Source organism: Blastococcus sp. SYSU D00669 (genome assembly GCF_054050715.1).
On the sequence record NZ_JBJGZV010000032.1, the window covers coordinates 26,081 to 42,866 of the forward strand.

Consider the following 16,786-nt stretch of genomic DNA (forward strand, 5'->3'; position numbering starts at 1 on the left):
CGGCGACGTAGCTTCGGTCGGCCCCGCCCCGGAGCCGGTTCCCCCTGTCCGCCCCGCGCTCCCGGAGGCCCCTTGTCCGCTCCCTCGCTCGACCGGCCCGCCCGCCCCCGCGTTCCCCGGCCCGCCGGTCCCGCCGATCCGGACGCCGGGCTGCCGGCCAACGCCCTCGGGGAGGTGAAGCGCCCCGGCGAGCAGCTGGCCCTCTACGTCTTCGTGCTCGTGCCGTTCCTCGCCCTGGCCGCCGTGGTCCCGGCGGTGTGGGGCTGGGGCCTGTCGTGGACCGACGTCACCCTGTTCGTCGTCTTCTACGCGATCGGGCTGCTCGGCATCACCGTCGGCTACCACCGGCACTTCACCCACGGCTCGTTCAAGGCGAGCCGGCCGCTGCGCATCGCGCTCGTCATCGCCGGTTCGGTCGCCGTCCAGGGCCCGGTCGTGCAGTGGGTGGCCGACCACCGCCGCCACCACGCCTTCTCCGACCGCGCCGGCGACCCGCACTCCCCCTGGCGCTACGGCGACGACCTGCGGGCGCTGACCAAGGGCATGTTCCACGCGCACATCGGGTGGCTGTTCGACAAGCGCCAGACCAACCCGCAGCGCTACGCCCCCGACCTGCTCAAGGACACCGCGCTGCTCCGCACCAGCCGGCTGTTCGTGCTCTGGGCCGGCCTCGGCTTCTTCCTGCCGGCGCTGATCGGCGGCCTGGTCACGATGAGCTGGACCGGCGCGTGGACGGCGTTCTTCTGGGCCGGCCTGGTGCGCGTCGCGCTCTTGCACCACGTGACGTGGTCGATCAACTCGCTCTGCCACACGATCGGCAACCGGCCGTTCGTCGCCCGCGACCGGTCCACCAACTTCTGGCCGCTGGCGATCCTCAGCGCCGGGGAGTCGTGGCACAACCTGCACCACGCCGACCCGACCTGTGCCCGGCACGGCGTGCTGCGGGGCCAGATCGACATCAGCGCCCGGGTCATCTGGGTCTTCGAGAAGCTCGGCTGGGCGCGCGACGTCAAGTGGCCCGACCCGGTCCGGCTCGCCGCCAAGCGACGCACCCCCGAGCCGGCGACGACCTGACCCGAGCCGACCCCCCGCCTCCTCCGCCCGGGCGACCCGGCCGCCGCCGGACGCCCGGGCGGAGCGCTTCCCGGGGGACGATGGCAGCCATGAGCAGCAGTGCGGCCCGTCCCCGGGTGCGGATGACCGGTGCGCAGCGGCGGCAGCAGCTGCTCGACATCGGCCGGGAGCTGTTCGGTCAGCGGGGCTACGAGGCCACCTCGATCGAGGAGGTGGCCGCCCGCGCCGACGTGAGCAAGCCGGTCGTCTACGAGCACTTCGGCGGCAAGGAGGGGCTCTACGCCGTCGTCGTCGACCGGGAGATGCAGCTGCTGCTCGACCGGTTCACCTCGGCGCTGTCGACGCCCGGCACGCCCCGCGAGCTGCTCGAGCGCGCCGCGCTCGTCCTGCTCGACTACATCGAGGACGACACCGACGGCTTCCGCGTGCTCACCCGCGACCTGCCGGTCACCAACAGCGCCGGCACCTTCTCGACGCTGATCGGCGAGGTGGCCAGCAAGGTCGAGCACATCCTGGCCGACCAGTTCGACCTGCGCGGCTACGACCCGCAGCTGGCCGAGCTGTACAGCCAGGCGCTGGTGGGCATGGTCGTGCTGGTCGGGCAGTGGTGGCTCGACACCCGGTCACCGGGCAAGCGCGAGGTCGCCGCCCACCTGGTGAACCTGGCTTACAACGGCGTCTCCCACCTGGAGCCCTCCCCCGGCCTGGTCGGCGAGGCCTGAGGACCCCTCAGCCCACGAGGCGGGCGCCGGGCACCGGGCCGTGCACGGCCCGGACGGTCCGGAAGACGCCCTCGCCGGCCAGGGTGGCGGCCAGCCGGACCGCGGCCTCCTCGTCCTCGGCCAGCGCGGCCACCGTGGGGCCCGATCCGCTGAGGAAGGCCGCCAGCGCGCCGGCGTCGGTCGCCGCCCGCAGCGCCCGCCGCAGCTCCGGTCGCAGGCTGACCGCCGGGGTCTCCAGGTCGTTGGCCAGCGCCTGGGCGAGCGCGGACGGCGGACCGCTGCCGAGCGCGGCGATGACCGGCTGCATCGACGGCGCGTCGGTGCCGTCGGGCAGCCGCCCGGTGGCGCGCAGCCGGTCGAGCTCGGCGTAGACCGCGGCCGTCGCCAGGCCCTCGCGCGCGATGCCCAGCACCCAGTACGACTGCCGGCGCGCCAGCACCGGCGAGAGCCGCTCCCCGCGGCCGCTGCCGAGCGCCACCCCGCCGAGCAGGCTGAACGGGACGTCGCTGCCGAGCTGCGCGGCCAGGTCGGCGAGGTCGCCGCGGGTCGCGCCGGTGTTCCAGAGCGCGTCGAGGGCGACCAGCGCGGCCGCGGCGTCGGCGCTGCCCCCGGCGAGGCCGGCGGCGGCCGGGATGGCCTTGGTGATGTCGATGGCGGCGTGCGCCTTGACCCCGGCGTGCTCGGCCAGGAGGACGGCGGCGCGCCAGACGAGGTTGCGGCGGTCGGTGGGCACGTGGTCGACACCCGTGCCGGGCGCCGTCCCCTCCCCCGAGACGGTCAGCGCCAACCCCTCGGCCGGCCGGGCCGTGACGGTGTCGAACAGGGAGACGGCGAGGAAGACGGTCTGCAGGTCGTGGTAGCCGTCGGGCCGCAGCGGACCGATCGACAGGTGCACGTTGACCTTCGCCGGCGCGCGGGCCACCACCGCGCCGTCCCCGGCGATCCGCCCCGGGCCGCCGTGCGTCGACCAGCTCACGGTTGGCCATCCTCCGCCACCGGGGTGGCTGCGAGGCGGGCGAAGTCCACCACCGAGAGCTGCTCGCCGCGGGCCGCGGGGTCGATGCCCGCCGCGCGCAGCCGCGCCTCGGCGGCGGCGGGGCTGCCCGCCCACCGGGCGAGCGCCCCGCGCAGGCTCTTGCGCCGCATGGCGAAGGCCGCGTCGACCACGGCGAACGTCGCCGCGCGGTCCCCCGGCGGGGGCGGACGGCGGACCAGCGCCACCAGGCCCGAGTCGACGTTGGGCTCGGGCCAGAAGACCCGCCGTCCCACCGACCCGGCCCGGCGCACCTCGCCGTACCAGGCTGCCTTGACCGACGGGACGCCGTAGGCGGGGGTGCCGGGCTCGGCGGCCAGCCGCTCGGCCACCTCGGCCTGGACGAGGACCAGCGCCCGCTGCAGCGACGGCAGCAGCTCGAGCAGGTGCAGCAGCACGGGCACGGCGACGTTGTACGGGAGGTTGGCCACCAGGGCGGTCGGCGGCGGCCCGGGCAGCTCCTCGACGCGGAGGGCGTCGGCCCGGACGACGGTGAGCCGGTCGGCGAGCGCGGGCAGCCGCTCGGTCACCGTCCGCGGCAGCAGGTCGGCCAGCCGGGGGTCGATCTCCACCGCCACGACCGAGGCCGCGGCCGGCAGCAACCCGAGGGTGAGCGAGCCCAGACCGGGGCCCACCTCGCAGACGACGTCGTCGGGACGCACCCCGGCCGTGCGGACGATCCGCCGGATGGTGTTGGCGTCGTGCAGGAAGTTCTGCCCGAGCGACTTGGTGGGCCGCAAGTCGAGCTGCCGGGCCAGGTCGCGGATCGCGGCCGGGCCCAGCAGCCCGTCGGCGGGCTCGGGGGACGTGCTCAGCGCGACCGGGTCACAGGTACCGGCCGCAGTGCGGCCACGAACTGGCACCGGTGCGCTGGTAGAGCAGCTGCGCCCGGTAGGTCTGCTCGTCGGGGGACGCCTCGGACGGCAGGCCCGTACCGCCGACCGAGCGCCACGTGGAGACGGAGAACTGGTAGAGGCCGTGGTAGAGGCCGTTCGCGCTGACGATGCTCGGGTTGCCGCCCGACTCGCAGCGCGCCAGCGCGGCCCAGTCGAGACCGTCGGCGGACGGGGTGTTCGCCGGGCGCTCCTTGGTGCCGACCGTGACCAGCTCGTCCACCGGCGGCTTGGTGACGGTGGAGGACAGCTGCTGGCGGCCGGTCTCGACGCCGTCGACGACCGTCACCCGCCACACCGTGGTCTGCTCGCCGTCCGCCCCCGGCTGGGTGACCGTCTCGTCGCCCTCGAACGCCTCGGGGTCGGGGGTCTCGACCCGGCCGTGCGGGACGGCGGTGACCTCGGTGACGTCGGAGACCTGGACCCGGAAGACCTGCAGCCGCATCCGGTCGAGCAGCGCCTGGGTCGGGTAGAGGCTGGTGCGGTCGGTCTCGCTCAGCACGACCCCCTGCTCGGCGAGCAGGTCACCGGCGGTCGCCGCGGTGGTGGTGACCACGCGCTGCTGGCCGTCGACGACCAGGGTGACGTCCTTGGGCGTGGTGATCGACAGCTGCATGCCGTCCAGCGGCAGGCGCTCGCTGCGGCTGGCGGAGAGCACCAGGTCCTGGGCGCGGAAGCCGAGCTGGTCGAGCGCCTCGTCGACCGACAGCGCGGTGACGTAGACCTCGCTGCTCACGCCGTCGACGGTGAGCTGCAGCGGGCGGGCGCGGTTGACCACGACGGTGTCGCCGTCGCCGACCTCGGCGTCCTCGGCCGGGAGGACGACGTCGTGCGCGGCGGGCTCGAGGCCCTCCTCCTCCAGGACCTCCCCCACGGTGTCGGCGTAGGTGGTGACCGACCGGGACTGCCCGTCGATGGTGAGGGTCAGCGACTTCTGGGCCAGGTAGTAGGCCACCGAGCCGCCGACGAGCCCCACGAGCACGAGGGCGAAGAGGCTGAGCTGGAGGGAGCGGCGCACGACACTTCCACTGGGTCACGGAACCCGGGCAGGAGCCGGACCGCGCGCACCACCGGGAGGAGGAGCCCCGGTCGGTGAACGCCGCCCGGGTCGGTCTCCACCCCGGCTGTCAGTCACGACACGATAACGAACACGGTGCGAGGAGCAAGGTGCGACGGCAGTCAACCAGGAGATCGCCATGTCGCCTCGTGGGCGCGCCGATACGTAGAGTGACGGACGTGCCGGGTGTGACCGCTGGGACGGGTGCGCACGGTGGGTTCGGCCGGTGACCGACGCCACAGTGTGACCGCCCCCTCGGACGGGCACGTGGACGGGTTCGCTCAGCCGGCGAGGGCGCGCTCGTCCACCCGGACCGGGCGCAGCCAGGTGAGCAGGAACCCGCCGACGGCGACCCCGGCGGCGAGCGCCGAGAAGCCGCCCGCGACCAGCGCCACCGGGAGCAGGTCGAAGCCCTCCGACACCTGGTCGCCGCGCTCGATGCCGGCCAGCAGCAGGAGCGCGCCGAGGGGCAGCAGCGCCAGCACGCTGGCCGCCGCGGCGACGAGGTGGGCGGTCCAGGTGCGCAGCGCCTCGTCCACGGGGACGTCGGCACCCTCCGCGGGCAGCGGGCGGACGACCGCCCGCAGCAGGGCCACCTCCGCCAGCAGCCAGGCGACGACCGGGACCACGAGGGCGACCCAGCCCACCGCGTCGGCGAGCTGGCCGTCGCGCCAGAGCAGGACGGCCGCGACGACCTCGGCGGCGACGACCGCGCGCATGGTCCACAGCAGCCACGCCGAGATCAGCTCGCCCAGGCGGGGGCGGCGCGGCGGGGCGGTCAGCGGCCAGCGCGGCCGCGGCCGGGTGGCCTCGGCCAGCAGGACCCCGACGAGCAGCCCGACGGCCAGCGCCGGCACCCACAGGAAGACCGAGGCCTCGGCGAAGAGCACGATGCTGCCGACGATGCCGAGGACGCCCAGCAGGAAGCCGAGCCGGCGGACCCGGCGGCCGTGCTGCGCCTGCCGGCGCAGCGTCGCGACGCCGTCCTGGTCGGGGGTGGCGAACTCGACGGCGGCGGAGGCGACGGCCCGGCGGCCGGCCGCCAGCCACCAGGCCCGGGACAGCAGCACGCCGGGCACCAGGACGGCGATGAACAGCACGACGGCGATGAGGCGGCCCACGGCGTCCAGTGTGCATCGGTTCGCTGTGCGCCGGGATCCCTAGTCCCCCCAGGGACCGAAGATGCGCTCCGCGTTGCCGGTCAGGGTCGTGCAGAGCTGCTCGAGCTCCACGCCGGTCACCTCCGCCAGGGCGCGGACGGTGTGCGGCACCAGCCGCGAGGCGTTCGGGCGGCCGCGGAACGGCACCGGGGTGAGGAAGGGCGCGTCGGTCTCGACGAGCAGCTGCTCGACCGGCGTGAGCGCCGCGGCCTCGCGCAGGTAGGCGGCGTTGGCGAAGGTCAGCGTCCCGGCGAAGGAGAGCACGTAGCCGCGCTCGACGCAGGCCTTGGCGAAGGCGGCGTCGCCGGAGAAGCAGTGCAAGACGGTGTGCTCGGGAGCGCCCTCGTCCTCGAGCACCCGCAGGATCTCCTCGTGCGCGTCGCGGTCGTGGACGACCAGCGCGATCCCGTGTTCCCTGGCGATGCGGACGTGCGCCCGGAAGGACGCCTCCTGCGCCGCCCACCCCTCCGGCCCGGTGCGGTACCGGTCGAGGCCGGTCTCCCCCACGGCGCGCACCCGGGGCTGGGCGGCGAGCCGGTCGATCTCGGCCAGGGCGTCGTCGGTCGCCCGGCCGGCGCCGGCCTCGTTGGGGTGCACCGCGACGGCGGCGAGCACGTTCGGGTGCCGGGCGGCGAGCTCGGCCGACCACCGCGACGAGGCGACGTCCACGCCCACCTGGACCAGCCGTGGGACGCCGACCTCGGCCGCCGCGGCGATCTCGGCGTCGACGTCCTCGGGCGCGGGGAGGTCGCCCTCGTCGTCGTCCCCCGGGCGCGCGCCCAGGACGATGTCGAGGTGGGTGTGGCTGTCCAGCGCCGGGGACGGCAGCGGCTCCGGGGACGGCGGGAGCTCCCCGCGCCGGTTGGCGCGGGACGCGGCGGAGCGACTCACTCGCCCTCTTCCAGCCGGCGCAGCTCCTCCTCGACGACCGACTCGTCGAGCTTCTTGAACACCGGCGTCGGCGGCTGCAGCGGCGTCCCCGCCGCCAGCGGCCGCGAGGCCCACACCGCCTGGGCGGCGGCGTAGTCGCCGGTGATGATCGGGTACGGCGAGCCGTCGTCGAGGTCCTCGGTCTCGACCACCTGCGGCGCCGGCGACCACACGCCCGTGCCGCCGAGCAGCTCGTGCACCTTCTGCGCCGAGTGCGGCAGGAACGGGGTGAGCAGCGTGTTGCAGTCGCTGACCGCCTGCAGCGCGGTGTGCAGGACCGTGTCCCGCCGGACCGGGTCCTCCTTGAGCTTCCACGGCGCCTGGTCGGACAGGTACTTGTTCGCCTCGCCGACCACGCGCATCGCCTCGGTCGCCGCCGCCTTCTGCCGGTTGCGCGCGAGCAGGTCGCCCACGGTGGCGAACGCGGCCCGGGTGGTGGCCAGCAGGCCGTGGTCGGCGTCGGTCAGCTCGGCCGGCGTGGGGACGGCGCCGACGTTCTTGGCCGCCAGCGACACGCTGCGGTTGACCAGGTTGCCCCAGCCGGCCACCAGCTCGTCGTTGTTGCGGCGGCGGAACTCCGACCAGGTGAAGTCGGTGTCCTGGGTCTCCGGCCCGGCGACGGCGATGAAGTAGCGCAGCGCGTCGGCGTCGTAGCGGGCGAGGAAGTCGCGCACGTAGATGACGACCTGGCGGCTGCTGGAGAACTTGCGGCCCTCCATGGTGAGGAACTCGCTGGAGACGACCTCGGTGGGCAGGTTCAGCCGGCCGAGGTCACCGGCGGACCCGCCCCTGTCGCCCTCGCCGTTGTAGCCGAGCAGCTGCGCGGGCCAGATCTCGGAGTGGAAGACGATGTTGTCCTTGCCCATGAAGTAGTAGGCGTCGGACTCCGGCGACTGCCACCACTGCCGCCAGGCCTCGGGGTCGCCCGAGCGGCGCGCCCACTCGATCGACGCCGAGAGGTAGCCGACGACGGCGTCGAACCAGACGTAGATGCGCTTGTCGGGGCGGTCGCGCCAGCCGTCGAGCGGCACCGGCACGCCCCAGTCGATGTCCCGCGTGTAGCTGCGCGGCTTGAGGTCCTCGAGCAGGTTGACGCTGAAGTTCAGGACGTTGGGCCGCCAGCTCTTGCGGGTGGCCAGCCAGTCGCCCAGCGCCTTGGTGAACGCGGGCAGGTCGAGGAAGTAGTGCTCGCTCTCGACGAACCTCGGGGTCTCGCCGTTGATCCGGCTGACCGGGTTGATGAGGTCGGTCGGGTCGAGCTGGTTGCCGCAGTTGTCGCACTGGTCGCCGCGGGCGCCGTCGTAGCCGCAGATGGGGCAGGTGCCCTCGATGTAGCGGTCGGGCAGCGTGCGCCCGGTCGACGGGCTGATCGCGCCGAGCGTCGTCTTGGGGAAGACGTAGCCGTTCTTCAGCAGGCCGAGGAAGATCTCCTGGCTGATCCGGGCGTGGTTGACCGTCGTCGTCCGCGTGAACAGGTCGTAGGACAGCCCGAGGCTGGCCAGGTCGCCCACGATGATCCGGTTGTTGCGGTCGGCGATCTCCCGCGGCGTCACGCCCTCGGCGTCGGCGGCGACGGTGATCGGCGTGCCGTGCTCGTCGGTGCCGCTGACCATCAGCACGTCGTCCCCGCTCATGCGGTGGAAGCGGCTGAAGACGTCGGACGGGACGCCGAAGCCGGAGACGTGGCCGATGTGCCGCGGGCCGTTGGCGTAGGGCCAGGCCACGGCGGTCAGGATGTGCCGATCACTCACGGCACGAGAGTAGTGAGCCCCGTCGAGCGGGTTCCGCTCAGCGGGTGGAGGAGACGGTCCCGCCCCGCATGCCGGCGTCGTTGCCGCCGGTCGTCGGGCCCAGCAGCGCGACGGCACCCAGGGCCACGCCGATCACGGCGAGGGTCGCCACGCACACCCCCCGGTGGCTGGCCACCGGGTCGGGACGGCGCTCGCGCGGCCGCGGGCCGGCCGCGACCCAGTCCACCGCGGTCGGGGCGCCGGCGAGCAGCAGCTTGCCCACCGGCAGGGCGAGGGCCAGGAGGGCCACCGCGGGCAGGGGCAGGGCCCGCGGCAGGTAGGCGTCCAGGTCGGTCGTGAACAGGCCGACGAGGAAGAGGAGGGCGACCAGCGCCAGCTCGAGGTGGGCGACCCAGGCGAGGATCCCGCGGCCGGCGCCGTCGACGAGGGTGGCCGCACCCCCGGCGCAGCCGACGATCCAGGAGGCCAGCGCCAGCAGCACCAGCACGACCACGCCGCCGCCGGGCCGGTCGGGGGAGGTGAGCACCCCGTCCAGGCCGGTGAGCGCCCCGGCGAGCAGCGCTACCGCCTCGAGCAGCGCGATCGCGGCCGCGCCGACGACGGTCGCCGGCAGCCGGCGGACGGCCGGCGCGGTCTCCGGCGCCGCCGGGCGGGTGTCGCGGGCGTCGAGGACGCTGGTCGCCACGGGGAGCTCCTAGGACGGGGACTGCTGTCCCCGGTTCCGTCGGTGCTCCCGCGGCGGCGCTGGATCCCCCGCGCGGGGGGCCTCACCCCTGGGGGTGAGGTCAGGTCTGCCCGGCCTCCTCCGGCGCCCGCTCGCGCCCGGCCAGCCGGCTGCGGCGGTACCCGTAGAGGAAGTAGGCCACGAGGCCGGCCGCCATCCAGATGAGGAACCGCACCCAGGTCTCGACCGGCAGGTTGGCCATCAGCCACAGGCAGGCGGCCGCGGAGAGCAGGGGCAGGGCCGGGACCAGCGGCACGCGGAAGGTGCGGTGCAGGTCCGGGCGGGTGCGCCGCAGGATCCAGACGCCGATCGACACGAGGAAGAAGGCGAACAGCGTGCCGATGTTGACCAGCTCGGCCAGTTCGCTGAGCGGGATGACCCCGGCGAGGACGGCGACGACCACGCCGGTGATCAGCGTGATCCGGTAGGGCGTGCCGTGCTTCGGGTGCACCTGGGCCAGGCCGGGCGGGAGCAGTCGGTCGCGGCTCATCGCGAAGAGCACGCGCGACTGGCCGAGCATGAGGATCATGACCACCGAGGTCAGCCCGGCCAGGGCGCCGACCGAGATGATGCTGGCGAAGATCGGCAGGCCGACGTCGGAGAAGGCGCCCGCGAGCGGCGCGTCGGGGTTGAGCTCGGTGTAGTTCTGCATGCCCACGACGACCAGCGAGACGGCGACGTAGAGCACCGTGCAGATGGCCAGCGAGCCCAGGATGCCGCGCGGCATGTCCCGCTTCGGGTTGCGGGTCTCCTCGGCCGCCGTCGCCACGATGTCGAAGCCGATGAAGGCGAAGAACACGATCGACGCCCCCGCGATGACGCCACCCCAGCCGAACGTGGTGTAGCCGAAGCCGAACAGCGACTGGAGCAGCGGCGCGTCCCACCCGCTGGCGCCCTCCGCCGGGGGCTGCGCCGGCGGCACGAACGGCGAGTAGTTGTCGGCGGTCAGGTAGAAGACCCCGACGACGATGATCAGCAGGACGATAGCGACCTTGATCGCCACGATGATCGCGGTGACCCGGCTCGACAGCTTGATGCCGAGGATCAGCACGCCGGTCATGAGCAGGACGACGAAGATCGCCGGGATGTTGAACGACGCGGTCTCCCCCGCGATCGACTCCGGCAGGGGGATGCCGATGTCGTCGAGCAGCTGGTTGAGGTAGCCCGACCAGCCGACCGCGACCGTGGCGGCACCCAGCGCCAGCTCGAGCACCAGGTCCCAGCCGATGATCCAGGCGATGAACTCGCCGAAGGTCGCGTAGGAGAAGGTGTACGCCGAGCCGGCGACCGGGACGGTCGAGGCGAACTCGGCGTAGCAGATCGCCGCCAGGCCGCAGACCACTCCGGCGATCACGAAGGAGATCGCGACCGCCGGGCCGGCCTGCTCCTGGGCGACCACGCCGGTGAGCACGAAGATGCCGGTGCCGATGATCACGCCGACGCCGAAGACGGTGAGGTCGAGGCCGGAGAGGTTCTTCTTCAGCCGGTGCTCGGGCTCGTCGGTGTCGCGGATGGACTCCTCGACCGTCTTGATCCGGCGGTTGGCAGCACTCACGGCGTCCCCCTCTGGGTGCGGGTGCGTGATCGACTTCCCCCGACACGCTGGGGGTAACCGCCGAGCGCCGACCTACGCTGCCAGCGCCGGAACGGCCGGCAGCAGGGAGGAGGCTCGTCCCGTGAGCGAGGCACCGGAACCCAGGGCGGACACCGCGCCACCCCCCGCCCCGTTGAGCGCGGTGCGCCCGCTGCGTCCACGCCGCACCGGCCCACCGCACCCGCCCGGCGACCGTCCCGAGGGGGCCGTCGTCGACTGCGCCGTGTACGTCGACGGACGCCGACGGGACGTGACCGACCCGGACGGAGCGCTGCACCAGGCCGATGCGGAGGGCGGCTTCGTGTGGCTCGGGCTCTACGCGCCGAGCGAGGGCCAGCTGAGCGAGATCGCCGCGCGCTACGGCCTGCACCCGCTCGCCGTGGAGGACGCGGTCTTCGCCCACCAGCGCCCGAAGCTGGACCACTACGACGACGGCCTGTTCATGGTGCTCAAGACCGCCACCTACGTGGAGCACGAGTCGCTGACCTCGACCAGCGAGGTCGTGGACACCGGGGAGCTCATGGTCTTCCTCGGCCGGAACTACGTGATCACCGTCCGGCACGGGGAGCACGGTGGTCTCGGCGAGCTGCGGCGGGGCCTGGAGAGCCAGGAGGACCTGCTGCGGCTGGGCCCCGCGGCGGTGCTGTACGCGGTGGCCGACCACGTCGTGGACGACTTCGTCGACGTGGCCGGCGCCGTCGAGGAGGACGTGGACGAGCTGGAGGCGTCCGTGTTCAGCCCCGAGCGCACCGACGACATCGGCCGGCTGTACCAGCTCAAGCGGGAGCTGCTGTCGCTGCGCCGTGCCGTCTCGCCCCTCGAGGTCCCGCTGCAGCGGCTGGCGCACAAGCCCACCGAGTTCGTCCCTGCCGAGATCCGGTCGTACTTCGCCGACGTCGAGGACCACGCCATCCGCGTGCGCGACCAGGTCGGCGGCCTCGACGAGCTGCTGACCTCGATCCTGCAGGCGTCGCTGGCGCGCACCTCCCAGGCGGACAACGAGGACATGCGCAAGATCTCCGCCTGGGCGGGCATCATCGCCGTCCCGACCGCGATCGCCGGCATCTACGGGATGAACTTCGAGCACATGCCGGAGCTGACGTGGCGGTTCGGCTACCCGCTCGTGCTGCTGGTGATCCTGGGCGTCTGCGTGGCCCTCTACCGCGGCTTCAAGCGCAACGGCTGGCTGTAGCCCGGCGCGGCTCCAGGCATAGGTACCTATACGTGCGTTCTCAGCCCCGGAACGCGCGTATAGGTACCTATGCCTGGAGCTGGACGACACCGATTCGCCGGCTGTCCACAGGCTGCTGAGATCGCCCTTCTGAACAGTGGCGATCCAGGCAGGCTCACCGCGTGGATTGGCGTGCGGTAGTTCGTGACACGGTGCGGCAGAACGGCGGCCTCGCGACCCGCCGGCAGTTGCTGGAACGCATTCCGGTCGTCGTTCTCGATGGGCACATCGGACGGCGAAACCTGTCCCGGGTGTTCCCGCACGTCTACCGACTGCAGAACGCGCCGACCGACGATCACACCTTGCTCCGCGCGGCTCACCTGCACGCCGGCCCGGTTGCGGCCCTGAGCCACACGACCGCCCTCGCGGTCTGGGAACTGCGAGCTCTCGAGCGGCCGCTGCACCTGACGGTCGACCAGGGACTCAAGCGTGCCGGCGCGCCCGACCTGGTCGTGCACCGCCGGCTGCGCTTCGATCCCGACTCCGCGCAGTGCGTCGAGCGCCGCGGCCTCCGCATCACGGCCTTGCCTCGCACGATCATCGACTCCTGGCCCCTGCTACCCGTCCACGAGCGTCGTCCGCTGGCGCTCGACGTGGCACGTCGGCGCCTCGTGACCGCCGATCAACTCCGCGACGCCCTGGCCGAGCGTCCGAACGTGGCTGGACGGCGCCTGCTCCGCCAGACGATCGAGCTGATCGTCGACGGCTGCCAGAGCGAGCTCGAGGCGCACGGCGTCCTGAACGTCTTCCGCCACCGGTCCCTGCCGCGCAGCGTCGGCCAGCACCAGGTCCAGCTGCCCGACCGCCGCGTCAGACTCGACCGCGCCTGGCCGGAGGCGAAGTTGGCGGTCGAGCTGGACGGCGCTCAGCACCACACTTCGCCAGAGGACCGGCGGAGAGACCTCGCCAGAGATCGCGAGCTCGCGGCCCTCGGCTGGGTCGTTCTCCGGTTCACGTACGCCGACGTGCTCCGCGATCCGGACGGGGTGCGCGCAAAGGTGCTGGAGGTCTACCGCGCCCGCATGGAGCAGCTGCGCGCGGGCTGACTGGCTGTCCCAGGCATAGGTACCTATACGTGCGCTTTCTCGCCTGACACGCATGCATAGGTACCTATGCCTGGGAGCCGCGGGCGGGTCAGGAGCCCTTCGCGGTGACGACGGCGTCGTAGACGGTGCGGCGGGGCAGCCCGGTGCGGACGACGACGGCGCGGATGGCGTCCTTGCGGGTCGCTCCCGCGGCCTCCTCGGCGGCCACCGCGGCGGCCAGCTCCGCCGGGCCCAGCTCCACCGGCGCGGCCACCGCCCCGGCGACGACGAGGGTGATCTCGCCGCGCACCCCGTCGGCGGCCCACGCGGCGAGCTCGCCCAGCGGGCCCCGGCGGACCTCCTCGTGGGTCTTGGTCAGCTCGCGGCAGACAGCGGCGGCGCGATCGGACCCGAAGGCCGCAGCGGCGTCGGTGAGGGCGTCGGCCAGCCGGTGCGGGGACTCGAAGAAGACCATCGTGCGACGCTCGTCGGCGAGCCCGGCCAGCCGCGACCGGCGCTCCCCGCCCTTGCGCGGCAGGAACCCCTCGAAGCAGAACCGGTCGCAGGGCAGCCCCGACACCGCCAGCGCCGTGGTCACCGCCGACGGGCCGGGCACCGAGGTCACGGGGACGCCGGCCTCGATCGCCGCGCGCACCAGGGTGTAGCCGGGGTCGGAGACCGACGGCATGCCGGCGTCGGTGAGCAGCAGCACGGTGGCGCCGTCGGCCAGCGCGGCCAGCAGCCCGGGCAGCCGCGCCCGCTCCACCGACTCGTGGAAGGTCACCACCCGCCCGGAGAGCGAGACGGAGAGGTCGGCCGCCAGCCGGTGCAGCCGCCGGGTGTCCTCCACCGCCAGCACGTCGGCCGACGCCATCGCCTCCCGCAGCCGGGGCCCGACGTCGCCGGGCTGGCCCAGCGGCGCGCCGCCCAGCACCAGCCGTCCAGTCACGCCCGCAGCCTGTCACGACGGCGCCGGCCCGGCCGCCACATACCCTGGCCCCCATGGCCGTGCCGGTGGACGAAGCCGCGCCGGCGGCACCCCCCGACGAGCCGCCCGCCGTCGCGGCGCCCGCGCGCGCCCGCCGCTGGCCGCCGCCACGGCCCCGGCGCGACGGCCACCCGCCGCTGCCCACCGACCGGCGCCTGTCGTGGGCGCTGGCGCTCGGGCTGGGCCTGGTCAGCTTCGTCGTCCGCCTGTGGGACATCAGCTACCCCGCCGACGAGCTGTTCGACGAGGCCTACTACCCGCCCGAGGCCCGCGAGATCCTGATCTGGGGCTTCGAGTACAACCGCGGCTACACGTTCATCGTCCACCCGCCGCTGGGCAAGTGGCTGATCGCCGGCGGGGAGTGGCTGTTCGGCTACAACTCCTTCGGCTGGCGGTTCCCGTCGGCGGTGGCCGGCTCGATCGCCGTCGTCGTCCTGGTCCGGCTGGCCCGCCGGCTGACCGGGTCCACCCTGCTGGGCTTCCTGGCCGGGCTGCTGCTGGCCCTCGACGGCTTCTCGTTCGTCATCTCCCGCACCGGCCTGCTCGACGTCTTCCTCCAGGTGTTCGTGGTGGCCGCCGTCGCGTGCCTCGTCGTCGACCGCGACAAGGTGCGGGAGCGGATCCGCGCCGCCGGGCCGCTGACCACCGGGTTCCGGCTGGGGCCGCGCGGCTGGCGGATCGCGGCCGGGTTCCTGTTCGGCTGCGCCTGCGCGGTCAAGTGGAGCGGGATCTGGTTCCTGGCCTTCTTCGCCGTCCTGTCGCTGTTCTGGGAGCGCGGCGCGTGGCGCGGCGCCGGCGTCGGCAGCCCGACCCGGACGACGCTGCGCCGCGGCCTGCCCGGGGCGCTGTGGGCGCTGGCCGTCGTGCCCGTGGCTACCTACATCGCGAGCTTCACCGGCTGGTTCCTCGGCGAGACCAGCCAGGGCCGGCACTGGGCCGACCAGCACCCCGAGACGTCCTTCCCCTTCATCCCGGGCCCGCTGCGCTCGCTGTGGCACATGCACACCGAGTGGTGGACGTTCCACAACAACCTGTCCAGCCCGCACCCGTGGGAATCGGGCCCGTGGTCGTGGCTGGTCGACGGCCGGCCGATCCTGCTGTGGAACCCGCAGGGCCTGACCGACGAGTCCGGCGGGCAGGTCGTCCGCTACATCCTCATGGTCGGGACGCCGACCCTCTGGTTCGCGTTCGCGCCCGCGCTGCTCTGGCTGGTCTGGCGGATCGTCGCCCGGCGCGACCCCGCCGCGCTCACCGTGGGCGTGGCGATCGCCGCCGGGTGGCTCACCTGGTTCCTCAACCCCGAGCGGACCATGTTCATCTTCTACATGGCCCCGGTCGTGCCGTTCTTCGTGCTGGCGGTCACCCTCGCCCTGCAGGACGTGCTCGGCGCCCGGCACCCCGAGCCCTGGCGGCACCAGCTCGGGCTGGGCGCGGTCTGCCTGTACGTCGCCGTGGTCGCGGCGACCTTCGTCTTCTTCTACCCCGTGCTCACCGGCCAGCCGCTGCCGCACGCGGAGTGGCTGCAGCGGATGTGGTTCCCGTCATGGTTCTGAGGAGCGAGCGCACCAGATAGTTGGGCCCGTGCGTCCGTCGTCGCGCCGTCCTGACCACCGGGCGCCGGGTGCCGGCCCGGGCCGACGCCGAGCCGGCCGGGGCCGGGCCCGGCAGTCCGGACGACGTCGCCCGCGAGGTGGCCGACGAGTTCGGCGGCGCCCCGGGCGCCATCGACGAGGAACACCACGCCGTGCGGCCCTGATCGACCCTCGCCTACGGTGACCCCGGCAGGCGCAGACGGCGGGAGGACGGCGATGACCTCGACCGACGAGCGGCCCCGGGTGCTCACCGATGTCGACGGGCACGTCTGGCGGATCACGCTGGACCGCCCGGAGGCCGGCAACGCCCTCGACCCGGCGCTGGCCCACCAGCTGGCCGCCGCCCTGCGCGACCGGCCGGCGCAGACCCGGGTGGTGCTGCTGCTCGCCAACGGGCCGCGCTTCTGCGTCGGCGGCGACATCGGCTACTTCGTCGCCGCCGACGACCCCGGAGCGCAGGTCGGGCAGCTGGCGCACGACTGGCACGAGGTGATCCGGCTGCTGCTGCACTGCCCGGTGCCGGTGCTCGCCGGGGCGCAGGGCGCGGTCGCCGGCGCCGCGGTGGGGCTGATCGGCGCCTGCGACATCGTGGTCTGCGGCCGCTCGGCGAAGATCCGCCCCGCCTACCTCGGGATCGGGTTCTCCCCCGACGGCGGGTCGTCCTGGGCCCTGACCCGCGCGCTCGGCGCACCGCGGGCGCTGGACCTGCTGCTCACCGACAGCGCGCTGAGCGCCGCCGAGGCGCACACCTTCGGCCTGGTCAGCCGCCTGGTCGAGGACGAGGACCTGCACAGCGAGGCGATCGCGCTGGCGCACCGCGTGGCCGCCGGACCGGTGCGGGCGATGGTCCGCACCCGCGCCCTGGTCCGGCGGGCCGCCGTCCGCACCCTCGACGAGCAGCTGGACGACGAGGCCCGCCTGATCGCCGAGTCCGCCGCCGACCCCGAGGGGCGGGAGGGCGTGCGGGCCTTCCTCGAGAAGCGGAAGCCCGACTTCCCCGGCGCGGCCTAGC

The 16,786-nt window shown here is 74.0% G+C and carries 16 protein-coding genes; 7 read left to right on the forward strand and 9 right to left on the reverse strand.

The window, feature by feature from the left end; translation table 11 throughout:
* Positions 1–72: 72 nt before the first annotated feature.
* Both ACI8AF_RS20070 and ACI8AF_RS20075 read left to right on the forward strand, forming a co-directional pair.
* On the forward strand, positions 73–1,074 hold the full coding sequence (locus ACI8AF_RS20070) for an acyl-CoA desaturase (RefSeq protein WP_456541513.1): 1,002 nt from the start codon (positions 73–75) through the stop codon (positions 1,072–1,074).
* Positions 1,075–1,163: 89 nt separating this feature from the next.
* Positions 1,164–1,796 carry a TetR/AcrR family transcriptional regulator gene (locus ACI8AF_RS20075; RefSeq protein WP_456541514.1) on the forward strand — a complete coding sequence of 211 codons (633 nt, stop codon included), beginning with the start codon at positions 1,164–1,166 and terminating at the stop codon, positions 1,794–1,796.
* Between the two features lie 7 nt (positions 1,797–1,803).
* Here the strand turns inward: ACI8AF_RS20075 and ACI8AF_RS20080 are convergent, their stop codons facing one another.
* From ACI8AF_RS20080 to ACI8AF_RS20115, 8 genes are all read right to left on the reverse strand, one after another.
* The gene (locus tag ACI8AF_RS20080) at positions 1,804–2,772 is read right to left on the reverse strand and encodes a 4-(cytidine 5'-diphospho)-2-C-methyl-D-erythritol kinase (protein WP_456541515.1); all 969 of its coding nucleotides are present in this window, start codon (positions 2,770–2,772) and stop codon (positions 1,804–1,806) included.
* Entirely contained in the window at positions 2,769–3,692 is a 924-nt protein-coding gene (rsmA, locus tag ACI8AF_RS20085; RefSeq protein WP_456541516.1) for a 16S rRNA (adenine(1518)-N(6)/adenine(1519)-N(6))-dimethyltransferase RsmA, read from the reverse strand. Before rsmA ends, ACI8AF_RS20080 begins: the two co-directional genes overlap by 4 nt.
* A complete protein-coding gene (locus tag ACI8AF_RS20090; RefSeq protein WP_456541517.1) occupies positions 3,655–4,740 on the reverse strand; it encodes a ubiquitin-like domain-containing protein in 1,086 nt (361 codons plus the stop codon). Before ACI8AF_RS20090 ends, rsmA begins: the two co-directional genes overlap by 38 nt.
* Before the next feature lie 320 nt (positions 4,741–5,060).
* Complete coding sequence (locus tag ACI8AF_RS20095) at positions 5,061–5,900, reverse strand: hypothetical protein (protein ID WP_456541518.1); 840 nt, start codon at positions 5,898–5,900, stop codon at positions 5,061–5,063.
* Between the two features lie 39 nt (positions 5,901–5,939).
* On the reverse strand, positions 5,940–6,830 hold the full coding sequence (locus ACI8AF_RS20100; RefSeq protein ID WP_456541519.1) for a TatD family hydrolase: 891 nt from the start codon (positions 6,828–6,830) through the stop codon (positions 5,940–5,942).
* Positions 6,827–8,620 carry a methionine--tRNA ligase gene (gene metG, locus ACI8AF_RS20105; protein ID WP_456541520.1) on the reverse strand — a complete coding sequence of 598 codons (1,794 nt, stop codon included), beginning with the start codon at positions 8,618–8,620 and terminating at the stop codon, positions 6,827–6,829. Before metG ends, ACI8AF_RS20100 begins: the two co-directional genes overlap by 4 nt.
* Before the next feature lie 37 nt (positions 8,621–8,657).
* Complete coding sequence (locus ACI8AF_RS20110) at positions 8,658–9,305, reverse strand: hypothetical protein (protein ID WP_456541521.1); 648 nt, start codon at positions 9,303–9,305, stop codon at positions 8,658–8,660.
* A 100-nt stretch (positions 9,306–9,405) separates the two neighbouring features.
* Complete coding sequence (locus ACI8AF_RS20115; protein ID WP_456541522.1) at positions 9,406–10,899, reverse strand: amino acid permease; 1,494 nt, start codon at positions 10,897–10,899, stop codon at positions 9,406–9,408.
* A gap of 289 nt (positions 10,900–11,188) precedes the next feature.
* Between ACI8AF_RS20115 and ACI8AF_RS20120 the strand changes: the two genes are divergently transcribed.
* Positions 11,189–12,130 carry a magnesium and cobalt transport protein CorA gene (locus tag ACI8AF_RS20120; protein WP_456541523.1) on the forward strand — a complete coding sequence of 314 codons (942 nt, stop codon included), beginning with the start codon at positions 11,189–11,191 and terminating at the stop codon, positions 12,128–12,130.
* Positions 12,131–12,291: 161 nt separating this feature from the next.
* Complete coding sequence (locus tag ACI8AF_RS20125; RefSeq protein WP_456541524.1) at positions 12,292–13,215, forward strand: DUF559 domain-containing protein; 924 nt, start codon at positions 12,292–12,294, stop codon at positions 13,213–13,215.
* A gap of 88 nt (positions 13,216–13,303) precedes the next feature.
* Here ACI8AF_RS20125 and rsmI read toward each other — a convergent pair whose 3' ends face one another.
* Complete coding sequence (gene rsmI / locus ACI8AF_RS20130) at positions 13,304–14,143, reverse strand: 16S rRNA (cytidine(1402)-2'-O)-methyltransferase (RefSeq protein WP_456541525.1); 840 nt, start codon at positions 14,141–14,143, stop codon at positions 13,304–13,306.
* 53 nt (positions 14,144–14,196) lie between these two features.
* Here rsmI and ACI8AF_RS20135 point away from each other — a divergent pair, with 53 nt between their 5' ends.
* The 3 genes from ACI8AF_RS20135 (at position 14,197) to ACI8AF_RS20145 (ending at position 16,785) form a co-directional block, all read left to right on the forward strand.
* Complete coding sequence (locus ACI8AF_RS20135) at positions 14,197–15,735, forward strand: dolichyl-phosphate-mannose--protein mannosyltransferase (RefSeq protein WP_456541526.1); 1,539 nt, start codon at positions 14,197–14,199, stop codon at positions 15,733–15,735.
* Between the two features lie 68 nt (positions 15,736–15,803).
* Complete coding sequence (locus ACI8AF_RS20140; protein ID WP_456541527.1) at positions 15,804–15,938, forward strand: hypothetical protein; 135 nt, start codon at positions 15,804–15,806, stop codon at positions 15,936–15,938.
* A gap of 52 nt (positions 15,939–15,990) precedes the next feature.
* On the forward strand, positions 15,991–16,785 hold the full coding sequence (locus ACI8AF_RS20145; protein WP_456541528.1) for an enoyl-CoA hydratase/isomerase family protein: 795 nt from the start codon (positions 15,991–15,993) through the stop codon (positions 16,783–16,785).
* Position 16,786 lies beyond the last annotated feature (1 nt).